This is a genomic window from Cytobacillus oceanisediminis (assembly GCF_004366035.1).
Lineage (GTDB): Bacteria > Bacillota > Bacilli > Bacillales > Cytobacillaceae > Cytobacillus > Cytobacillus oceanisediminis_C.
The window spans coordinates 283983-304321 of sequence record NZ_SOEE01000002.1; the positions used below are offsets into that span (position 1 = coordinate 283983).

At 41.4% G+C, this 20339-nt stretch carries 19 protein-coding genes and 1 riboswitch; of the genes, 11 read left to right on the plus strand and 8 right to left on the minus strand.

All coding sequences use genetic code 11. The annotated features are described in order from the left end of the window. Positions 1–16: 16 nt before the first annotated feature. The 4 genes from DFO72_RS05765 to pxpB form a co-directional block, all read right to left on the minus strand. A complete protein-coding gene (locus tag DFO72_RS05765) occupies positions 17–1207 on the minus strand; it encodes an NRAMP family divalent metal transporter (protein ID WP_113880985.1) in 1191 nt (396 codons plus the stop codon). A gap of 389 nt (positions 1208–1596) precedes the next feature. Continuing rightward, entirely contained in the window at positions 1597–2367 is a 771-nt protein-coding gene (locus DFO72_RS05770) for a LamB/YcsF family protein (protein WP_113880984.1), read from the minus strand. Between the two features lies 1 nt (position 2368). Beyond that, positions 2369–3379, minus strand: a complete 1011-nt coding sequence (locus tag DFO72_RS05775) for a biotin-dependent carboxyltransferase family protein (RefSeq protein WP_113880983.1) — start codon at positions 3377–3379, stop codon at positions 2369–2371. Beyond that, a complete protein-coding gene (gene pxpB / locus DFO72_RS05780) occupies positions 3376–4086 on the minus strand; it encodes a 5-oxoprolinase subunit PxpB (RefSeq protein WP_113880982.1) in 711 nt (236 codons plus the stop codon). The genes DFO72_RS05775 and pxpB overlap by 4 nt, the downstream gene beginning before the upstream one ends. 335 nt (positions 4087–4421) lie before the next feature. Between pxpB and DFO72_RS05785 the strand changes: the two genes are divergently transcribed. Then, positions 4422–5144, plus strand: a complete 723-nt coding sequence (locus DFO72_RS05785) for a CBS domain-containing protein (protein WP_243856074.1) — start codon at positions 4422–4424, stop codon at positions 5142–5144. Between the two features lie 50 nt (positions 5145–5194). Here DFO72_RS05785 and DFO72_RS30350 read toward each other — a convergent pair whose 3' ends face one another. Next, positions 5195–5323: a hypothetical protein gene (locus DFO72_RS30350; protein ID WP_258549798.1), complete on the minus strand. Its 129-nt coding sequence runs from the start codon at positions 5321–5323 to the stop codon at positions 5195–5197. A 151-nt stretch (positions 5324–5474) separates the two neighbouring features. After that, a riboswitch (PreQ1 riboswitch) is annotated at positions 5475–5517 on the plus strand. A gap of 52 nt (positions 5518–5569) precedes the next feature. Here DFO72_RS30350 and queC point away from each other — a divergent pair. From queC to DFO72_RS05825, 8 genes are all read left to right on the plus strand, one after another. Next, entirely contained in the window at positions 5570–6229 is a 660-nt protein-coding gene (gene queC / locus DFO72_RS05790; protein WP_113880981.1) for a 7-cyano-7-deazaguanine synthase QueC, read from the plus strand. Positions 6230–6232: 3 nt separating this feature from the next. Further along, entirely contained in the window at positions 6233–6709 is a 477-nt protein-coding gene (gene queD / locus DFO72_RS05795; protein WP_113880980.1) for a 6-carboxytetrahydropterin synthase QueD, read from the plus strand. Then, positions 6702–7433, plus strand: coding sequence for a 7-carboxy-7-deazaguanine synthase QueE (queE, locus tag DFO72_RS05800; protein ID WP_113880979.1), 732 nt, complete (start codon positions 6702–6704; stop codon positions 7431–7433). The genes queD and queE overlap by 8 nt, the downstream gene beginning before the upstream one ends. A 147-nt stretch (positions 7434–7580) precedes the next feature. Continuing rightward, positions 7581–8687, plus strand: coding sequence for an ABC transporter ATP-binding protein (locus DFO72_RS05805; RefSeq protein WP_113880978.1), 1107 nt, complete (start codon positions 7581–7583; stop codon positions 8685–8687). Next, positions 8677–9480, plus strand: a complete 804-nt coding sequence (locus DFO72_RS05810; protein WP_113880977.1) for an ABC transporter permease — start codon at positions 8677–8679, stop codon at positions 9478–9480. The genes DFO72_RS05805 and DFO72_RS05810 overlap by 11 nt, the downstream gene beginning before the upstream one ends. Then, positions 9480–10283: an ABC transporter permease gene (locus DFO72_RS05815; RefSeq protein WP_113880976.1), complete on the plus strand. Its 804-nt coding sequence runs from the start codon at positions 9480–9482 to the stop codon at positions 10281–10283. Before DFO72_RS05810 ends, DFO72_RS05815 begins: the two co-directional genes overlap by 1 nt. Beyond that, positions 10280–11353, plus strand: coding sequence for an ABC transporter substrate-binding protein (locus DFO72_RS05820; protein WP_113880975.1), 1074 nt, complete (start codon positions 10280–10282; stop codon positions 11351–11353). Before DFO72_RS05815 ends, DFO72_RS05820 begins: the two co-directional genes overlap by 4 nt. Positions 11354–11439: 86 nt before the next feature. After that, the gene (locus tag DFO72_RS05825) at positions 11440–12213 is read left to right on the plus strand and encodes a divergent polysaccharide deacetylase family protein (protein ID WP_113880974.1); all 774 of its coding nucleotides are present in this window, start codon (positions 11440–11442) and stop codon (positions 12211–12213) included. 233 nt (positions 12214–12446) lie between these two features. Here the strand turns inward: DFO72_RS05825 and DFO72_RS05830 are convergent, their stop codons facing one another. Further along, entirely contained in the window at positions 12447–15509 is a 3063-nt protein-coding gene (locus DFO72_RS05830; protein ID WP_113880973.1) for an efflux RND transporter permease subunit, read from the minus strand. Between the two features lie 174 nt (positions 15510–15683). On the opposite strand from DFO72_RS05830, the gene DFO72_RS05835 reads away from it, so the two are divergent. Continuing rightward, positions 15684–16562 (plus strand): TetR/AcrR family transcriptional regulator, encoded by an 879-nt coding sequence (locus DFO72_RS05835; protein ID WP_113880972.1) that lies wholly within the window; start codon positions 15684–15686, stop codon positions 16560–16562. A 144-nt stretch (positions 16563–16706) separates the two neighbouring features. After that, on the plus strand, positions 16707–16859 hold the full coding sequence (locus tag DFO72_RS05840; protein ID WP_113880971.1) for a lmo0937 family membrane protein: 153 nt from the start codon (positions 16707–16709) through the stop codon (positions 16857–16859). 110 nt (positions 16860–16969) lie between these two features. Here the strand turns inward: DFO72_RS05840 and DFO72_RS05845 are convergent, their stop codons facing one another. Together DFO72_RS05845 and DFO72_RS05850 are read right to left on the minus strand one after the other, a co-directional pair. Then, the gene (locus tag DFO72_RS05845; RefSeq protein ID WP_113880970.1) at positions 16970–18274 is read right to left on the minus strand and encodes a sensor histidine kinase; all 1305 of its coding nucleotides are present in this window, start codon (positions 18272–18274) and stop codon (positions 16970–16972) included. A gap of 202 nt (positions 18275–18476) precedes the next feature. Beyond that, complete coding sequence (locus DFO72_RS05850; RefSeq protein WP_113880969.1) at positions 18477–20207, minus strand: AAA family ATPase; 1731 nt, start codon at positions 20205–20207, stop codon at positions 18477–18479. Positions 20208–20339 lie beyond the last annotated feature (132 nt).

The following is a 20339-nucleotide window of genomic DNA, read 5'->3' on the forward strand; positions in this document are numbered from 1 at the left end:
AAATCTTCTTTCATGCTTATTTAAATAGCTCGGGGATACCATTGATTAATGAATAAATCCCCATGTAAGACATAGCAATCACGATAATAAGTCCGAAAATCGTCATCCAAAGAGGATGTTTATAATCGCCGACAATTTTGGTTTTATAGGCAGCAATCAGCATTACACCTAATGCAATTGGCAGGATAAGACCGTTTAATGAACCAACTAAAACTAGTATTTTTACCGGTTTTCCAATCAAAACAAAAACAAATGTAGAAATGGCGATAAAGCCGACAATGACCCATTTATGATATTTCTCGACAGCAGGGCTCAATGTCCGAATGAATGAGACCGATGTATAAGCTGCACCGACAACAGAAGTAATGGCAGCTGCCCACATAACTACTCCAAATATCTTATAACCAATATTGCCCGCTGCCAGCTGGAAGACAGAAGCAGGGGGGTTGGATGGATCAAGTGCAAGGCCCTGTGAAACCACACCCAGTGCAGCAAGAAACAGGAAAATGCGCATAATGGAAGCGATCCCGATTGCACTGACTGAGCTCTTTGTGACTTCCGGCAGAGCTTCTTTTCCTTTGATTCCAGCATCAATTAAACGATGGCCGCCAGCGAAGGTAATATAACCCCCAACCGTTCCGCCGACAAGTGTAATAATGGCCAGGATATCAATTTTATCCGGCGCAAACGTTTTGACAACTGCCTCACCGACAGGAGGCTGTGCAGTAAACATTACATAAAGAGTTAATCCAATCATGACAAATCCTAAAATCTGTGTGAAACGGTCCATTAATCTGCCCGCTTCTTTTACAAGAAAGATGCCGATTGCCAAAATTCCGCTTAAAAGAGCGCCCATTTCAGGGGATATCCCGAAAATAACATTTGTTCCTAAACCGGCACCAGCAATATTCCCAATATTAAAAGCAAGTCCGCCCATGACAATCAGGGCAGCAAGGAAATATCCCAGTCCCGGAAGGACATCGTTGGCAATATCCTGTGCGCGTTTTTCAGAAACGGCAATGATTCGCCAGATATTCATCTGTGCCCCAATATCGATAATAATAGAAATTAAAATGACAAACCCAAAACTCGCAAGCAGGGTTTCTGTAAAAACTGTCGTTTGTGTCAGAAAGCCTGGGCCAATGGCAGAAGTGGCCATAAGGAAAGCGGCACCAAGCAATAGACTGGCATTAGATTGCTTTTTCATTCTTTTTCCCCCAATAATTCTTTTTGTGGTTATCTTTCGTGCTTCTTTTACCTTGCAGCAGCACTTTTAGTAATGATTCAGTGCCAATCGCGCTTAATTATAGGGCTTCAACGGCACTATTCCAGCTGATGAGTGCCATTCAAGCTTTATCATTCGACTTCAACGGCACTATTCCCCCCTATCAGTGCCATTCGCGCTTAATTATTCGACTTCAACAGAACTATACCCGACAGCCGCCCGAAAAACCTACACACTATCTTATAAAACCTCATTTGCACTATTACAAGCAGTTGAGAACCATTGAAACCTATGCAAAATCAATAATTCTTGTTTTATGCGGTCATCCATAAAGGAACACCAATTTTTCATTATTTCCACGAATACCGATATTATTTCAAAAAATCGCTGATTTTTGCTACTTGGATTCCTGCTTCATTCAGAGCCTTCGGAATATATTGAGCAAATTCAAGTGCACTTTCCCCGTCACCATGGATGCATATCGTATTTGCCTCAATGGAAACATCTGTACCCTGGACAGAATGAACTTTTCCATCCTTGACCATGCGGATTACCTGATTTACAGCGTCGCTATGATCTGTAATAAGTGCATTATTTTCCCTTCTTGAAGTAAGAGATCCATCCTCCTGGTACGTGCGGTCTGAGAACACTTCATTTGCAGAGCGGAGTCCGATTTTCCTGCCGGCTTTTACTAATTCGCTTCCTGAGAGTCCGAAAAGAATCAGTTCCGGATCGACTTTATAAACCGCTTCTGCGATTGCTTCTGATAATGGTGCGCTTTTTGAGGCCATGTTGAATAATGCACCGTGCGGTTTTACATGCTGAAGCTTTCCGCCTTCTGATTTAACAAAGGCATACAAAGCGCCAATTTGATAGACCACTAAGTCATAAGCTTCCTGAGGGGTTATGTTGATATCCCTCCGGCCGAATCCATGCAGATCCTGGAGTCCCGGATGGACACCCAGACCAACATTCTTCTCAAGTGCCATCTTAACTGTTTTTCGCATGGTCGCTGGGTCGCCGGCATGAAATCCGCATGCAATATTGGCAGAAGTTATATGATCAAGAATTTCCTCATCTCGCCCCATCTTGTATAAGCCAAAGCTTTCTCCCATATCACAATTAATGTCTACAATGTGCATCTTAATTGCCTCCTCTTGTTTTTAAAAATATACCTTGCTTTAATTCCTTTAATTTCATTTCTCTCTTAATTAATAACTGCTGCGCCTGTTCATTTGAAATTTCTGAAAAACTTAAGGAGTCTCCAGGTTTGGCCTGCGCCAGAAGGGGAAGATCGACAGCAGCAACCTGTCCTATTTTGGGGTAACCCCCCGTTGTTTGCCTGTCAGCCAGCAATACAATCGGATTTCCATCCGGAGGAACTTGTATGGAACCAAAATTTACAGCTTCAGATATTTGCTCAGCATGTTCTGATAGCGCAAGGGCAGGGCCTTTCAGTCTGTAACCCATTCTGTCCGATTGTGAGGTCACTTCAAAGGCATGTTTAAAAAGCTGAACCTTGCTTGCTTCAGAAAATAAATCAAATTGGCGGCCCCTGGTTATTCTGATTTCTGGATTTGCCGCTGTGTCCGGTATGAGTTCTGATGCAATACCCCAGTCGTTTTCAACAAAGGTTCTATCAAGAATCTGTTTTGTCAAATACTCCGTTATTTTCAATGACTGGAGAGAAGGTTTGCCGGTTTCCAGCAGGTCTCCTGACTTTAATGCTCTGCCTTTATAACCGCCAAGGCCTGCGCGGAGGTATGTGGATTTGCTGTTCATGACTTCAGGTACCGAAAATCCGCCCGCAGCAGCCAGATAGGCTCGGCACCCTTTACGGCACTGGCCGAATTTAAGTTCACTGCCTTTTTTCACTAAAACGGATCTCCATGTCCGAACAGGCTGGCCATTGATGGAAGGGGATAGGTCCCCTCCGCAAATTGAAATGAGTGTATCCTCTTTAAATGTTAGCATTGGACCCATCATCGTTATTTCTAAAACAGGATCATTTTCTTTGTTTCCAGCCAGGAGATTGGCCATCCGGTGTGAAAAAGGGTCCATTGCCCCGCTGGAAATCACGCCATACTTTTGGTAGCCGGTTCTCCCCAGGTCCTGAATGCTTGAAAGAAGTCCGGGCTTTAAAACGTTAATCATTGTTCCGTCTCCTCCCAATGATGGTATTCTTCCAGACTGATTGGCTTGAATTTGATATGGTCGCCTGCTTTCAGGAGGGTAGGGGATTCATCCATCGGCCGAAACAATTTAACAGGAGTACGCCCAATCAGCTGCCAGCCGCCTGGCGTCTCAATGGGGTAAATCCCTGTCTGCATACCGGCAATCCCTACCGTTCTTTCCGGTATCTTTAGACGTGGCGTATCCCGTCTTGGTGCGGCAATTTGCTCTGACATTCCGCCAATAAAAGGGAATCCCGGTGCAAATCCAATCATATAGACCAAGTAACTGCCTGAAGAGTGAACTTCAATAACTTCTTCAGGTGTAATCCCATTATGCTCTGCCACAAAATCAAGATCCGGCCCAAATTCTCCTCCATAGCATACCGGTATTTCAACGATTTGAGGTTCCTGCATATCATTTTCCGTCAGTTCTTCAATAAGCGGTGTTATCAGTGAACACACGAAATCAAACGGGAGCTGGCCATTTGAAAGCTGATAGGCTTCAAATGGATTATAAAAAATGGTTACAGTTGTGTAAGCAGGTATGTATTCAATCATCCATTCGGGTGGGTGCTTTTCGAGAAAGGCAGTCAGCGATTGAACTTTCCGATGTGTTTCCTTGCTGATTTCTTTCCCAAGCTCAACAAGAACAGCATCTTCCCCCAAAGGGTGTAAAGTGTATCTCATCATTTCACCAGCTTTCGCAGAAATTTGTTGTGCGGAGGAATGAAATATTATTTAGATATAATAAATATTCATTTTCGTTATAAAGAAATGCATTCATTATTCTTTCCTTTGAAAAGGTATAGTCATATCGTTTAACTGTAGAACGAAAAAAATTATTAGTAAAGTTATATATTTATGCAAAGTCCTCAGCTGAAGAATATAATATTCTATAATAGACTGAAAATTCTTTTTGTGCAAATTATTCTGCTAGCATTCATACCATTATCTTCAAAGTTTAGTTTGTCCATCATTTTGGGAATAGAGGAGGGACATTACCAATTTAGGGAGAGATCATATTGGAAGCAGACATAGAAATGAACTTATCAGAAAGATTTGAGGCTGCCTTTAACCGTATTCACAAAGCCTTAAAACAATCTGCTAAAAACGCCAGAACAGATAGATTTTATAAACTTATAGAAATACAGAAAAACCATTCGCTGATTCGATTATATGAAGATGATTTGCACCAGTTTGCCAAACTGCGAAATGCCATTGTCCATGAAAAAATAGACCTTGATTATTATATTGCGGAGCCCCATCGGGAGACGGTAGAAAAGATTGAAAGAATTGCAGGTCATTTTGAAAAGCCAAAAACAGCACTCTCCATAGCTGCAACTCCCGTATTTTATTTTTATGAAGATGGCAAGCTAGCAGATGTACTTGCCATAATCAACAAATTTTCGCACTCCCAATTCCCGATTTACTCGAGAAAAGAGGAATATTCATGGCTATTAACTTCGGCAGATATCGTGAAATGGATGGCAGAGCACTTTACAGAAGAAACAATCCAGTTGAAAAAGGTGAAAATTAAAGAGCTTTTCAACAAGAAATCGAAGCATCAAATCTCGTTTGCCGGCAAAGATACATCAATATTTGAATTAGAGGATATGTTTGAGTACTCCCGAAATAAAAGTGAAAAGCTGGAAGGGATTATTGTTACCGAGAATGGAAAGCCGACTGAAAAACCAAAAGGCATCATTACAGCGTGGGACCTCCTGGAAGCCGATTCCGAAAATTAAAATGCAAAAAAGGTGCCAGGCAACAGCAGCACCTTTTTTGCCGGTTCCGATTATTGCAGCAGTCCCAGACGTATCATAGTGGTCCTATCCTGGATATTCATTCCTGCAGACCTTCTTGCAAATGTCCCTTTTTTTGCAATGCCAAAGGAATAGCGTGAAGTCGATGTAAACCGGATCATGGCTTCAGTCCCTCCTTCAGAAATTGGCGCTGCATTATTACTTTCCCGCGATTTTGAATAATAAAACTTTTTTGCTGTATAAATTAAAGCCTTCTAAAAAATCATTAAAGATGATAATATAAACTGATAGTTCAATAACAAATCCGTGTACACGGTAGAGGTTCTAGCTACCCTCTTTAAAAAACTAAGGAAAACAGGTCTGCTTTCTTAGTGGTCCTGTTTTTCTATTTAAAGGAGAATTTTTATATGAAAAATGACAAAGCACTCGTTGTGTTCAGCGGTGGTCAGGATAGTACAACTTGCTTATTCTGGGCAAAGGAACGTTTTGCAGAAGTGGAAGCAGTCACTTTTAATTATAATCAGCGTCATAAGCTGGAGATCGAATGTGCACAGCAAATAGCAAAAGAGCTGGGAATCAGGCACCACATTCTGGATATGTCCCTATTGAATCAGCTGGCACCAAATGCACTTACCCGTGATGAGATTGAAGTAAAGGATGGGGAGGAAGGCGAGCTCCCATCCACATTTGTGCCTGGGAGAAACCTTTTATTCCTGTCATTTGCCGGTGTGCTGGCCAGTCAGATCAACGCAAAGCATATTATAACCGGGGTGTGTGAGACAGATTTCAGCGGCTACCCTGACTGCAGAGATATTTTTATTAAATCATTGAATGTTACACTTAATCTATCAATGGATCACCAGTTTGTGATCCATACACCTTTAATGTGGCTTAACAAAGCAGAGACATGGAAGCTGGCAGATGAATTAAATGCCCTCGATTATGTGCGTGAGAAGACACTGACATGCTATAACGGAATTCCGGCTGATGGCTGCGGTGAGTGTCCTGCATGCCATTTAAGGAAAAATGGCCTTGAAGAATACCTCAAGGAAAAGGAGGAGCTTTAAGCCATGTACGGTTTCAGGATTGTTGATAAACTGCAGAAAATTAATGAGGATATTAAACCCGATCAGCTGAAATACCACCAAAAGCGTGTATTGGTCAGCAAGGAATTCACTTTTGATTCAGCCCACCATCTGCATTGCTATGAAGGCAAATGCAAAAACCTGCATGGGCACACCTACAAGGTGGTTTTTGGCCTAAGCGGATTTGTGGATGACAGAGGGTTAATGATAGATTTTGGCGACATTAAAGAAATTTGGAAAAACGAAATTGAAATATTTCTGGACCACAAGTATCTGAATGAGACACTGCCGCCAATGAATACGACAGCAGAGAATATGGTTGTCTGGATTTATGAAAAAATGGCAGACAGCCTTCAAAACAGAAAAGAGCAATATATTGGGGCAAGAGTAGAATTTGTGCGCCTTTTTGAAACTCCTACAAGCTATGCTGAAGCAAGAAGGGAGTGGATGGAGGTTGAGTAAGATTCCTGTTCTTGAAATATTTGGGCCAACCATTCAGGGTGAAGGGATGGTGATCGGCCAGAAAACGATGTTCGTCCGTACAGCAGGATGTGATTATTCCTGCAGCTGGTGTGATTCATCCTTTACCTGGGATGGAAGCGCAAAAGACAGCATCCGCCAAATGGAACCGGAGGATATTTGGAACGAGCTTAAAGAGCTTGGCGGGGATGGATTCTCCTTTGTAACGATATCCGGCGGTAATCCAGCCCTTCTAAAAAATTTGAGTGATCTTATTTCATTGCTCAAAGCAGAAAAAATTAAGATCTGTCTGGAAACACAGGGGAGCCGCTGGCAGGATTGGTTTTATGAAATTGATGAACTGACCCTATCCCCAAAACCGCCGAGCTCAGGCATGAATACAGACTTCGATGTGCTCAATTATATTGTGAATAATCTTCAGACCCAAAGTAAGGCTGACCAGCAGTTCTCACTGAAGGTTGTTGTTTTTGATGATAAGGATTATGAATATGCAAAAAACGTTCATAAGCGCTATCCCGGTGTTCCGTTTTATCTGCAGGTGGGAAATGATGACACTGTTACAGCTGACGACCGAAACTTATTGCAGAGACTGCTTGACAAATATGATTGGCTCATTGAAAAAACGATACATGACAGTGATTTGACAGATGTTAAAGTACTTCCGCAGCTGCATACATATGTATGGGGCAATAAGCGGGGAGTGTAGTATCTGAATATCCCGCACCAATGGCTGCGGGATATTTTTGTTAAGGATGTTCACCAATATATGACAGATTCCGAGAAATTTATGATATTATACGTTTGAACTTAACAATACATAAGTGCTGTAATTTCTATAGATAGGGAGAGTTAGATGACAGATAACACCATTATTCGATTTAATTCCGTTACAAAAAGATATGATAATGATCCGCCGGTTTTAAAAGATGTCAGCTTTGAAATTGAACGCGGGAAGTTCTATACCCTTTTAGGGCCATCGGGCTGCGGGAAAACAACCATATTGCGATTGATTGCCGGCTTTACTGAACCTTCCGAAGGGGACATTTATTTTAATGGGCGAATAATAAATAATGTTCCAGCAAACAAAAGGCAGGTAAACACTGTTTTTCAGGATTACGCTCTATTTCCGCATCTGAATGTGTATGAGAATATTGCATTCGGTTTAAAAATCAAAAAATTAAAGAATGCAGATATTGATAGGAAAGTAAAAGAAGCGCTAAGATTTGTGAACCTTGAAGGCTACGAAAATCGGGAAATTAAAGAAATGTCAGGTGGACAGCGCCAGCGTGTGGCCATCGCGCGTGCCATTGTCAATGAACCAGAGGTTATTCTCCTGGATGAGCCTTTATCCGCACTTGATTTAAAGCTGCGGACCGAAATGCAATATGAGCTGAGGGAACTGCAGAGGAATCTGGGCATTACATTTATTTTCGTCACACATGACCAGGAAGAAGCATTAGCCATGTCAGATGAAATTTTCGTGCTTAACAGTGGAAGCATCGAACAAAGTGGAACTCCTACTGATATTTATGATGAGCCGATCAATCGTTTTGTGGCAGATTTTATTGGGGAATCAAATATTGTTGCTGGAACGATGATCCAAGATTATCAGGTAAAGTTTGCCGGAAAATTATTTGAGTGTGTTGATGGGGGCTTTGAGCCAAATGAAGATGTAGAGATCGTCATCCGGCCTGAAGACCTGGCTATTACTGCACCGGAAGACGGGAAACTGAAGGTACATGTTGACTCCCAGCTTTTTAGGGGCGTCCATTATGAAATCAGCTGCTATGACAGCGATGGCAATGAATGGCTGGTCCATTCAACCAAAAAGGCGACAGTCGGGGATCAAATTGGCCTTTATTTCGATCCCGAAGCAATACACGTCATGAGGCATGGGGAAACAGAAGAGGAATTTGATAAGCGTCTTGAAGCTTATGAAGAGGAAAGCCATGAGAACTAACTCCCGCAACTTTTATTTAATTCCTTATGTCCTTTGGATTGCCCTCTTTGTTGTAGCGCCATTGCTTCTTGTTCTGTATTATTCGTTTTTCGATATTGAAGGGCACTTCACTTTGGAGAATTATAGAAAGTTCTTTACACCCGTTTATTTGAAAATGACCCTGAGCTCCTTTTGGTATGCCTTTTTAATTACGTTATTTTCATTGCTGATCGCTTATCCGACAGCCTTTTTGCTTACTAAGACGAAACATAAGCAGCTTTGGCTCTTATTAATTATCCTGCCATCGTGGATTAATTTGCTTTTGAAAGCCTATGCTTTTCTGGGCATCTTTGGAACATATGGGGCAGCGAATAGCTTTTTGGATGTCATGGGAATAGGGGGAAGGCAAATTCTGTTCACTGATTTCAGCTTTATCTTTGTGTCGGTATACATTTTTCTTCCTTTCATGATTTTGCCAATATTTAATTCTTTAGATGAACTCAATCCAACCCTTCTTGATGCCAGCAATGATTTAGGCGGGTCTTCCTGGGTAACATTTAAACGCGTTATTTTTCCTTTGACACTTGACGGGGTGAAAGCAGGATGCCAGATTGTCTTTATCCCTGCACTTTCTCTATTCATGCTGACAAGGCTGATTGCAGGAAACCGTGTCATTACTCTGGGAACAGCCATTGAACAGCATTTTCTAGTGACACAGGACTGGGGAATGGGCTCGACCATTGCCGTATTCCTGATTATCGCAATGGTGTTCATTATGGTGCTGACAGGCAGAAGAAAGCGGGGGATTCTATAATGAAAAAGAACAGGAGATGGCCGGCGATTTATTTGGCTCTTATCTTTATCATCCTGTACGCCCCGATCTTTTACTTGATATTTTATTCATTCAACAGCGGAGGAACCATGTATCAATTCGAAGGTTTCACCCTGGATTGGTATCGGGAGCTGTTTGCTGATACCCGCTTGCTCATCATTGTCCTTAACACTATTATTATTGCCCTTTTGTCTGCCGCGATTTCGACTATAATTGGAGTGGCTGGAGCACTTGCCATTGCCTATGCGAGAAAACGAAGAGTGAAAAACACGCTCCTGTCACTGAATAATGTGCTGATTGTCAGTCCGGATGTCATTATAGGCGCCTCGTTTTTGATTCTGTTTACAATGATCGGACTTAAGCTTGGATTTGTATCTGTTTTGCTTGCACACATTGCCTTTAGTGTTCCGATTGTTGTGCTGATGGTTTTACCTAAAATAGAAGAAATGAGCACGTCCATGATTTATGCAGCCATGGATCTTGGGGCAAGCAGGTTTGATGTGCTGACTAAAGTCATTCTCCCTTATATTACTCCAGGAATTTTCGCTGGCTTTTTTATGGCCCTGACGTATTCCCTGGATGATTTTGCGGTAACTTTCTTTGTTACAGGCAACGGCTTTACCACATTGTCTGTCGAGATTTACTCACTGGCAAGACGGGGAGTTTCTTTAAATATTAATGCTTTATCTGCTTTGCTTTTCCTATTTACAATCATTCTGGTAATAGGCTATTACTTTATTACAAAACGAAATGATAAGCCGAATGGAATGGGGGTGAGGCAATGAAGAAGCTTATTCAGGCGCTCGCCGCCGTACTAATTGTTTCATTTGTCTTGTTGTACATCGTTTCAGGGCTGAATTCCTCTCAGGGCTATACAAGCGGCAATACTTTGACCATTTTTAACTGGGGCGACTATATTGATGCAGACTTGGTGGACAAGTTCGAACAGGAAACAGGCATAAAAGTCATCTATGAGACGTTCGATTCCAATGAAGCCATGATGACCAAAATTGAACAGGGCGGCACAGCCTATGATATTGCCGTTCCATCTGAATATGCAATTGAAAAAATGAAAGAGGAAGACCTGCTTTTGCCGGTCGACCATTCGAAAATTCCGAATCTGAAATATATTGATCAGCGTTTTATGGACCTGCCTTTTGATCCTGGGAATGAATATTCGATTCCATATTTCTGGGGAACAGTCGGGATTCTTTATAACACCGATATTTTAGGAGATAAAAAAATCAAAAGCTGGCATGATTTATGGGACCCTGAATTAAAGAACCAGATCCTGCTGATTGATGGGGCACGGGAAGTAATGGGCATGGGGCTCAACAGTCTGCATTATTCTCTGAATGACAAAAATAAAGACCATTTGATCGAAGCAAAAGAAAAGCTCGATAGTCTTACTCCTAACATTAAAGCCATTGTCGGTGATGAAATCAGAATGCTGATGGAAAATGATGAAGCCGGCATTGGGGTGGTCTGGTCCGGCACGGCACAGGAGCTCATGTGGGAGAAGGATAATCTGGAATATGTACTTCCGGAAGAAGGCTCCAATCTTTGGTTTGATAATATGGTCATCCCTAAGACTGCCAAAAACCCGGAAGCGGCCCACCAGTTCATGAATTTCATCCTTGACCCGGAAAATGCGGCACAAAATACAGAATACGTTGGATATTCAACGCCGAATAAAGAAGCGATGAAATATATGGACGAAGAAACAATCTCAGATGAACGATTCTATCCCGATGAAGAAATGACAGGTCGGCTGGAGGTTTATGAGAACCTGGGAAAAAGGATGCTTGCTTATTATAATGAGCTTTTCCTTGAGTTTAAAATGCATAAAAAATAAAGTGCTGCCAGGATCAATTCCTGGCAGTTTTTGCATTGGAACTGTTTTAAAGATTCAGGGAATGCTAGCCCAAAGGAGGATGGAAAATGAAAATATTCATCAGTATATTTTTATTGATTTTTTCATTCGCAAGTAGGGGGACTTCCATAAGTGCTGCCCCGCTAAAACCTGAATTGGCGATTGTCATTGACGATCTGGGAAACAACATGAAGGGAACAGCAGAAATGATGGAGCTCCCGGTGACCTTAACGGTTGCCATCATGCCTTTCATGCCAACGACAAAAGAAGATGCAGAAATGGCAAGTGAAAATGGACATGAAGTGATCGTTCATATGCCGATGGAGCCGAAAAGAGGAAAGAGGAGCTGGCTAGGTCCAGGGGCAATCACAACTGATTTAACCGATGAAGAAATCCGCAGCAGGGTGAAGAGTGCCATTAAAGAAGTGCCGCATGCCGTCGGGATGAATCATCATATGGGTTCAAGAGCCACTGAAAATGAGCGGGTCATGAGAATAGTCCTTAAAGTATGCAAAGAACAAGGATTATTTTATCTCGACAGCAAAACAACCGGCAAAAGCGTCGTCGCCAAATTGGCAAAAGAAATAGGTGTACCCTATGTAGAAAACAATATTTTCTTCGATGACATATACACCACTGCCCATATTACAAAACAGGCTGACAGACTTGCTGAAAAACTGGTGAAAAATGAACGAATTATCGCAATCGGCCATGTCGGCATCACAGGAACAAAGATGGTTAATGTGCTTAAAGAGTATATACCTGTTTATAAAGAGAAAGCAGAGATAGTGCCGCTGTCAGAACTGATTCCAGGCTATGAACTTATTGACGAAGGACCATAAATAAAATAAAAGCTGCAAGCCTGGTGGGGTTTGCAGCTTTATTCATGGTGTGTAATAAAACGGTGATGGTGAATACGGTTTGAATCCTAAAAGGTGGCCGCCCACATTCCGGTCTGGTTAGTCCCGCAACGAAGCGATGTTAGAAGAGGTGGGCGACCGTGAATATAGTATATGCAGTGATGCAAAAAGGATGCAGCAAAACCTCCCTGAATACAGGAAGGTTTTGTATGATTTTATTGATCTTGTATGGCATGGGTGTGCGGCACCTTTTTAAACGCGAGATACATCATCGGAACAATGATCAGGGTCAGGATGACCGAGAATAAAATGCCTGAGATAATGGTGATGGCAAGCGGCGTGAAGAGTGCGTCGCCGCTTACTGCAACAGGTATTAAAGCAACGATTGATGTTAATGCAGTCAGGATAATGGGCCTGAATCTGACACGACCAGCTTCTACTACTGCTTCTTTAATGGTCATTCCTGTTTTTAATCCCTGTTCCATAAATTCGATTAAAACAACAGAGTTGCGGACTACTATGCCGGTCAATGAAACCATGCCCATAACAGCAAGGAAACTGATTGGCGTTTGTGTAACGAACAAGCCTAGAATCGCACCGGCAATCGCCAGGTATACGGCAACTAACACAAGGAATGGCAGGCCAAGGGAATTAAATTGAAATGCGATCAGCAAATAGACAAGGAAGATCACAATAATAAACAATACCGTTATTTCGGCAAAGAAATCATTTTGTGCCTGATTTTCCCCGCCTATTGAAATACTGTAATTTTGATCATTCAATTTTTCACGTTCGTCTTCTACTAGATTTTGCACGGTTTCCTTAAAGGTTTTCTCATCCTTCGGGAAAGCCCTGATTGTAATGGCTCTTTCTCCATTTTGGTGAGGGATCCGCTGAATTTCTTCCGTTCTTTCTTCCTCAACAAGCGTATCTGCGGAAATCATTGCTGGAGGTCCACCCTGAGTACTTTCCGCTGGTATTTCCAGCTTGGATAGGTCAAGTTCTGCACCTTTTTCTCCAAGAAGGATACTCATATCTCTTTTGACAACACCATTATCAAAAGCTTTAAGCGGGATCCCTTCTGTAACCAGCCGAATCTGCTCACTGATCTCGTTTACCGTTATCCCATATTCCTCAAGAAGCTCTCTCTTCGGTACGTATTTTAAAGTTGGTTCCATACTGCCAATGTTATCGACTACAAAGTCGGCTCCTGCTTCATTCATTTCTCTGGAGAGATTATCGCGGAGTTCCAGCAGTTTTTCTAACTCAGGCCCTTTGACTGTTACCGTCACAGGTGCGCCAGCAGGAGGCCCCTGCTGTATCGTTTCCATGAATATTTCTGAATCGGGATATTTCTCTCTCAAAATGGGCGACCAGTCATCGATTAACCCCTGTGCCGTCTGGCTCTCACGGTCCACCCGGGCAACAATCTGACCTGTATTGGAACCAGTCACATTAAGGGAGCTATTGAACAAGTTAGGCAAACCAGTCCCGGCAAAGACACTTGTTTCCTTCACACCCTTGTCGCTTAAAAGCATCTTTTCAATGTTCTCAAGTTCTTCAGCAGTCTCTTCAAGTGTTGTACCGATCGGCAATGACACATCTATAGTGACTTCTTCACGATCCGCAGCAGGGAAGAACTCAAAGGGCGTTAACAAAGCAAGGCCTAAGATAGCTGTAGTAACTATCAATCCTAAGAAAGAAACAAGCTTAGGTTTTTTGGAAATAGACTTTAAAAGCTTGTCAGCATATAGATCTGCTGATTTATTCAGCGGTTTTCCCAAAAGACCGGGTGCATCCGGAACTTTCCTGCTCGTTCTGCTGTACATCATGTAGCGCATCATTGGTACAAATATCAGTGCAACCAAAGTTGAAGCCAAAATGGTTGTAATCAGCACTGTTGGCAGCGCACGGATAAATGCTCCATTCCCTCCAGACAGAAAGATAAGCGGCAGGAAGGTAAAAACAATCGCCAGGGAGGACGTAACAATCGAAACCCAGATTTCTTTTGTCCCATTTATGGCTCCTTTTAATGCATTGTCCCCGAGTTTATACCTTCTCTGGATATTATCATTAACAACTATGGAGTCATCAACCAAAATCCCTAATGCGATTATGGCACCAATCACCGAGATCTGATTTAAATCAACCCCGGAAACCGGCAGGGGAATAAGCCCGATTAATACTGAAATAGGTATAGCCAGTGCAACAACAAATGCGCCTGAAACAGTAAGGCCAAGTGCTGTTGTTAATATAACCGCAATGACTGAGATGGCAAGGGATAGGAAAAGCCCGTCAAAAATCTCAGTGACAAGATGAGCCTGAGAATAATAATTCTCAATACCCACATTCTCAGGCAGGGATTTACTGAGTTCCTCCATTTTTTCGCTTACGCTTTCATCAACTGACGGAATATCCTGTCCTGCTTCCACAAAAGCTGTAAATGAAATCGAAGGTTTGCCTTTAAATGTAACAATATCTCCTTTTTCCTTCTGGACAATTTCTACATTGGCAATATCACCGAGAACGACTGATTCACCCTGGGGAGTCTTGCCTGCAAATACATTCTCAAGCTCATCCTCAGTTGTAAAATGATCGACGGTCAATTGAACGATTTCTGAATTTATTTCTTGTTTTCCTATTGGCGCAGGGTAGTATTCTTCATTTATTGCCTCGATCACATCAGGCAGAATGATGCCCTTTTCTTTTAGTGATTCTGGGTCAAGCTGGATGGCGATTTCTTCTTCAGCTAAACCTTTAATTGTTACACCTTCAACTCCTTTTAACGATTCAACTTCTTCCTTCCATCGCGCCAGTTCATCCTGTAAAGGAAGAAGGTTATCTATACTGTCACTTGTAAGATGGTAAGAAACGATTGGCATTTTTACATTCGATTCATTAATTTCAGGCTCAAAGGCTTCCTCAGGAAATCCGGCGGCTGCATCTGAAACAGCCTGCCGGATATTGCTGAACACTTCTTTTTTGTCTTCTCCGTCAGATACGGTTACGATAATAGCAGAGAAACCGGCTGCTGATGAAGAACTGATTTCTTCAATCCCATCAATGGACTGCAATTTAGTCTCAATGGGATTCGTAATATTTCTCTCCACACTGTCAACAGTCGCTCCGGGATAAACCGTATTCACCGTCCCGATATTAATGGCTGTTTCAGGAATTTCCCTTTGAGGGAGCTGTAAAAATGTAAAGGCTCCTACGATAACAAACAATAAAAATAAGATTAATATGATTTTGGATCGCTTTAGAATCCATTCAAGCATAAATTCTCCTCCTAAAAAAATGACTTTCGGGTCAAAATGAAAATAAATCACTTTTAATGTATTGAAAAATAAAGGTTTTCACCCCGACTTAATAGTCATTTTGAAGTGTTTTGTTAATGGAGTCAAGAATGGATGTGCTGAGGGGCGAAAACTTATGTATGAGGTGTTTAGGATATGAATAAACGGGAAGCAATTTTAGAAACTGCAGTAAGCCTATTTGCAGAGAAAGGGTACAATCAGACCTCCATGCAGGAAATCGCAGATGGGGTCGGGATTTCCAAAGGATCCCTGTATTCTTTTTTTACTTCAAAAGAAGAGTTGATGATATCCATATATGAACATTATCAGCAGCTTGTATTTGAGAGGGTATTTATCATCGGTCTGGATGAAGATCTGCCGCCGCTTCAAAAGCTTGAGAAGCAATTCACTGTTCAGTTTGAAGGAATATTGGAATATAAAGCATATATGAAGATGCATATGAGGGGAGAAGCTGCCACAAATAGTAAAAAAATTTCCGCTATGGAACACAGAATGAGAGGACGGTTATTTTCCTGGCTGGAAAAGAGTCTAGTCAGTCTTTATGGCGAAGAACTCTCAGCATATAAATGGGATATGTTGTTTATGATTCAATCCATATATCGGACCTATATGATGCTCATGGTTTCTGGAAAGGCGAAAATTTCACCTGCAAAAATTGGAAAGCATATCGTCAGACAACTTGAAGCAATGGCAATTGACTTTATCAGGGGAAACAGCCATCCGATTCTAGATGAAGAGATGATGAAGGATTTTGTTGTTGAAATGGACAAAGAAGGTGTATTCATTTCTTTTGAGAAAAGGGAGCAGGCATGGAAAACGTTTTATACCAAGCTTAAGGATTTGGAAAAAAGTGAAGCATCCTCATTAAAAGAAATTGCCAATCGCATATCAGAAGAAACAAGAAAATCCAGACCTGAAATGGTGGTAATCAAAGGACTATTCGCTTTATTAAAAGAGAACGGAGAAATAGCGGCTGCCGCAAAAGTGCTGGAAAATGAAATACTTTCTGAATAAAAATATCCATCCATTGCAAAACATAACATTGTCAGAACTGTAAAAAGTGCGGCAATGTTTTTTTTGTATTTTTCATCTACTCATGAATTAGTCCCCATTGTTAGGGGTATGTAAATAATAGATCAACAGGAAGGGGTGAATTGCATGCTTTGGACTTTAGCAGGTATTCTGCTTGTATTATGGATACTCGGATTAATATTTAAAGTAGCAGGGGGCATCATTCATATACTGCTGGTAATAGCAGCGATCATCATTGTTGTAAACTTTATAAGAGGCCGTGCATCCGGTAGGGGATAAATGAAAAAAGCCTTCAGTTTTGGAGGCTTTTTTCATTGGTACTTTAAAGTTAATGTATTTGATCCATCCCGTTTAAAGCTATCCCGTGCTGCCAGCATTTATTTTTCGAATTAACTCTCATTAATACGCTGACCTTCAGACCTGTTTTCGAAAGGAGGCAGCCGAACCTCTTCAGACGAGTAATATAACGGCAGCGAAATAGTAAAATTGGTTCCTTTATTCTGTGTGCTTTCTATTAAATATTTCCCTTTCAAACGACTGATGATGTCAAAAGATATCATTAATCCTAAGCCGGTTCCTTTTGTTTTAGTTGAGTAATAGGGCTGACCGAGCATTTGAAGTTTTTCTTTTGACATTCCAACACCTTCATCTTTAATTTGTATTTCTGCTGCAATATTTCTTTTGAATGCTTTAACCTCTAGAATACCGCCATCAGGCATGGCTTCTATACTATTTTTCATTACGTTTATAAATAATTGCTTCATTTCATTTGGATTACCCATGATAAAAATCCCTTCAAAAATACTTGTCCTTATTTCAACCTTTGTCATCAGTCCATAAGGCCTCATAAAATCTGCCGCTTCCAATAGTACTCCGGAAAGAGAAACTTTACTGGCACCAGGAGTTTCCGGTCGTGCAAGTGAAAGGAAATCACTAATAATATGATTGGTTCTGTCCAGCTCTTCCAAAGAAACTTTAATAAAGGACTTTTGATCTGCAGTCAGGTTTTTTTCATTTTTAAGCATTTGCAAAAACCCTCTTACAGTAGTCATTGGATTCCTAATTTCATGGGCAATAGACGCAGCGAGCTGACTGATCGCATTGATTTTTTCAGCATCTCTCAGTTTTTGCATCATCTTTTCCTGAAGCAGATTCATTTCAATCAAATAGATAATCATAGAAAGAGTCACAATGGAAACTGCTGAAAACAATAGTAAGTATGGAGCGTCTTCTTTTATATCCTTTTGAAGGAGAATAACATACCTGGTTATCGTAATGGGAAGATAAAATAACACAGCTATACTGAGTTTTTGTCTAAATGTACATTTTTTATAGAATTTTGAAGCATAGAAAAAGAGCAAAGAAATAAATGTGTAATTTACGAGCGCAATCCAAATATCTCCTGGTGAAAAAAAGCCCTTAAAAGAAATCAATACAAAAATAGTCAGGAAACCCGCAACAGGGTTAATGTAAAAATAGGCGACAAAAACAGGAATAAATTTCAAGTCAAAAAACTGACCGCCTGCAATTTCCACCGGGAAAGTCATAGTAAGGAAAAGGGCTAAAAAAAGACCAGAAAAAAGCGGGGCCGAAGTCTTCCAGCGATCCCCCTGATGGGAAGAGATTTTATGGATAAAAGGGATCATCATCATAATCAGAAAGTGAAAAATCAAGTCAGCTGTAAAATCATACAAAAGAACCATTCCTTCAACATGTAGGTATATTAGTAATTAAACAAAAGAGAGGAAGAATCCTTTATATGGGAACATTTATATTAATTCTGTTTATTTGAAGGACCATTTGTTTACATAACATTATTATGGATTAAATTTGATTATTTACTTATGACCCGCAGTTTCCATTATAAAAACCGGCCCGCAGGGGGCCGGTTACTTATCATGCTATTACCATTTCAGTCTTCAATTCTCCAACAATATTCTGGACTTCACTGCCTTCAAGAGTTTCTTTTTCAAGAAGGGCGTCTACGAGAGTTTCAAATTGACGCTGATGATTTGCGATGATCAATTCGCATCTTTCCAGTGCTTTCTGGAAAAGATCCTGCATTTTTGCTTCTTTTTGACCTTTGTTAAAAGTAAGCTCAAAGCCGTTATCCAGTAACCCGGTGTCAACCATTTGCTCAATGATATGCTTGGCTTGTTTAACATCACCGCTTACTCCAATGCTATGCTCGCCAAGAATCATTCGTTCTGATACACCGCCAGCGAGAATCATGGCAACCTGATCAAGCAATTCACTTGTTGTCGATAAGTGTAGCTCTTTTTGAATAGGGGCTACGTAACCAAGTGCTTCACCCCGGGGAATGATGGTTGCTTTTCGGACGGATCCTGGTTTTGTTAAAGCAGCCACTAAAGCATGGCCAGCTTCGTGTATGGCAACCCGCTGCTTCGTACCGGGATCCTGCAATGCCCGGGTGGTTGTTCCCAGTATGGTCCGGTCCAGCGCATAATCCAAATCATCCTTTGAGATAATTTCCTGGCCGTTTCGGACAGCTCTGCGGCTTGCCGTTTCAAAAAGGGAATGAAGATCTGCTCCCGAGAATCCGGAAGTGCTTTCAGCTAAATCGCCAAGTGTTGTCATGACATCCTCAGCAAGTAATCTATTTTTCGTGTGAATATTGATAATCTCTCTTCGGCCCTTTGTATCCGGAAGAGGGACATTGAAGGAGAAGTCAATACGTCCCGGACGGAGGAATGCTTCATCGAGCATATCCTTCCTGTTTGTCGCTGCAATAAATAGTATTCCATCATTGGAATGTCCGCCGTCCAGCTGGACTAACAGCTCAGTTAAAGTTTTTTCGCTTTCTTCTCCGCCATGCTGCTTTCTTCTGCCCGCCAATGCATCTACTTCGTCAATGAAGACGACAGCAGGAGCATGCTTTCTGGCATTTTGGAAAAGATTTCTTACTCGGGATGCTCCCACACCAACGAACAATTCATTAAAACCGGAACCGCTGGTTGAGAAAAACGTTGCTCCAAGTTCTTTAGCGATTGCCTGAGCCAGCAATGTTTTTCCCGTTCCAGGAGGCCCGTATAATAGAATTCCCTTCGGCGGCTTAATCCCCATCTTCAGGGAGCGCTCGGGTTCTTTTAATATTGAAAGTGTCTGCATGATTTCCTCTTTCATTTCTTCCTGAATTCCGCCAACATCTTCAAGTGAAATGGAAGGAAGAGCCTTTGGCTTAGATACACTTTGCTTCATTGTATTTGTAGCACCCATTCCGCCTTTTCCTGACTTAAACAGGTAAATGCCAATGGCTATAAACAAAAGGACTACACCGCCCAGAATCCAAGGGGTGTAAGGTCCTGTGGTTGCGAATGTATATTGTATATTATAGGTTTCTACTAATTTATCAACCATCTCACTGTTGGGAGGCACATGGGAGATGTACTCGCCATCAGGGGCTGTGATCAGCAGTTTCCCATTTTTATATTCCTGTACTGCAACAGTCTTTCCATCCTGGGAGGCAATAATTTTTTCCACAGAAGAAAATGGGACTGTCACATCCTTTTTTCCTGCTTGTACGGTCCAAATAACCGCCGCCAAAATCACCGTGATCACCAATGCAATAGAAACAATCGTCGAAGGCTTCTTAAGACGTGATTTCAACTATTTCCCTCCTCATTAAACATACCTACATTATAAGGAAAAAGAATTGTTAATTACAGGGTTTTACGCTTTTTAAACGTTGTAAATTATGGAAAAATAATAGTTTTTTAGAGAGATTGTGCTATAACAGCA

Excerpts from the sequence above, each read along its gene's own strand:
- DFO72_RS05765 (WP_113880985.1), bottom strand. The coding sequence starts at position 1,207 with ATGAAAAAGCAATCTAATGCCAGTCTATTGCTTGGTGCCGCTTTCCTT.
- DFO72_RS05770 (WP_113880984.1), bottom strand. The coding sequence starts at position 2,367 with ATGCACATTGTAGACATTAATTGTGATATGGGAGAAAGCTTTGGCTTA.
- DFO72_RS05775 (WP_113880983.1), bottom strand. The coding sequence starts at position 3,379 with ATGATTAACGTTTTAAAGCCCGGACTTCTTTCAAGCATTCAGGACCTG.
- pxpB (WP_113880982.1), bottom strand. The coding sequence starts at position 4,086 with ATGAGATACACTTTACACCCTTTGGGGGAAGATGCTGTTCTTGTTGAG.
- DFO72_RS30350 (WP_258549798.1), bottom strand. The coding sequence starts at position 5,323 with ATGATCCGGTTTACATCGACTTCACGCTATTCCTTTGGCATTGCAAAA.
- queC (WP_113880981.1), top strand. The coding sequence starts at position 5,570 with ATGAAAAATGACAAAGCACTCGTTGTGTTCAGCGGTGGTCAGGATAGT.
- queD (WP_113880980.1), top strand. The coding sequence starts at position 6,233 with ATGTACGGTTTCAGGATTGTTGATAAACTGCAGAAAATTAATGAGGAT.
- DFO72_RS05805 (WP_113880978.1), top strand. The coding sequence starts at position 7,581 with ATGACAGATAACACCATTATTCGATTTAATTCCGTTACAAAAAGATAT.
- DFO72_RS05810 (WP_113880977.1), top strand. The coding sequence starts at position 8,677 with ATGAGAACTAACTCCCGCAACTTTTATTTAATTCCTTATGTCCTTTGG.
- DFO72_RS05815 (WP_113880976.1), top strand. The coding sequence starts at position 9,480 with ATGAAAAAGAACAGGAGATGGCCGGCGATTTATTTGGCTCTTATCTTT.
- DFO72_RS05820 (WP_113880975.1), top strand. The coding sequence starts at position 10,280 with ATGAAGAAGCTTATTCAGGCGCTCGCCGCCGTACTAATTGTTTCATTT.
- DFO72_RS05825 (WP_113880974.1), top strand. The coding sequence starts at position 11,440 with ATGAAAATATTCATCAGTATATTTTTATTGATTTTTTCATTCGCAAGT.
- DFO72_RS05830 (WP_113880973.1), bottom strand. The coding sequence starts at position 15,509 with ATGCTTGAATGGATTCTAAAGCGATCCAAAATCATATTAATCTTATTT.
- DFO72_RS05835 (WP_113880972.1), top strand. The coding sequence starts at position 15,684 with ATGAATAAACGGGAAGCAATTTTAGAAACTGCAGTAAGCCTATTTGCA.
- DFO72_RS05840 (WP_113880971.1), top strand. The coding sequence starts at position 16,707 with ATGCTTTGGACTTTAGCAGGTATTCTGCTTGTATTATGGATACTCGGA.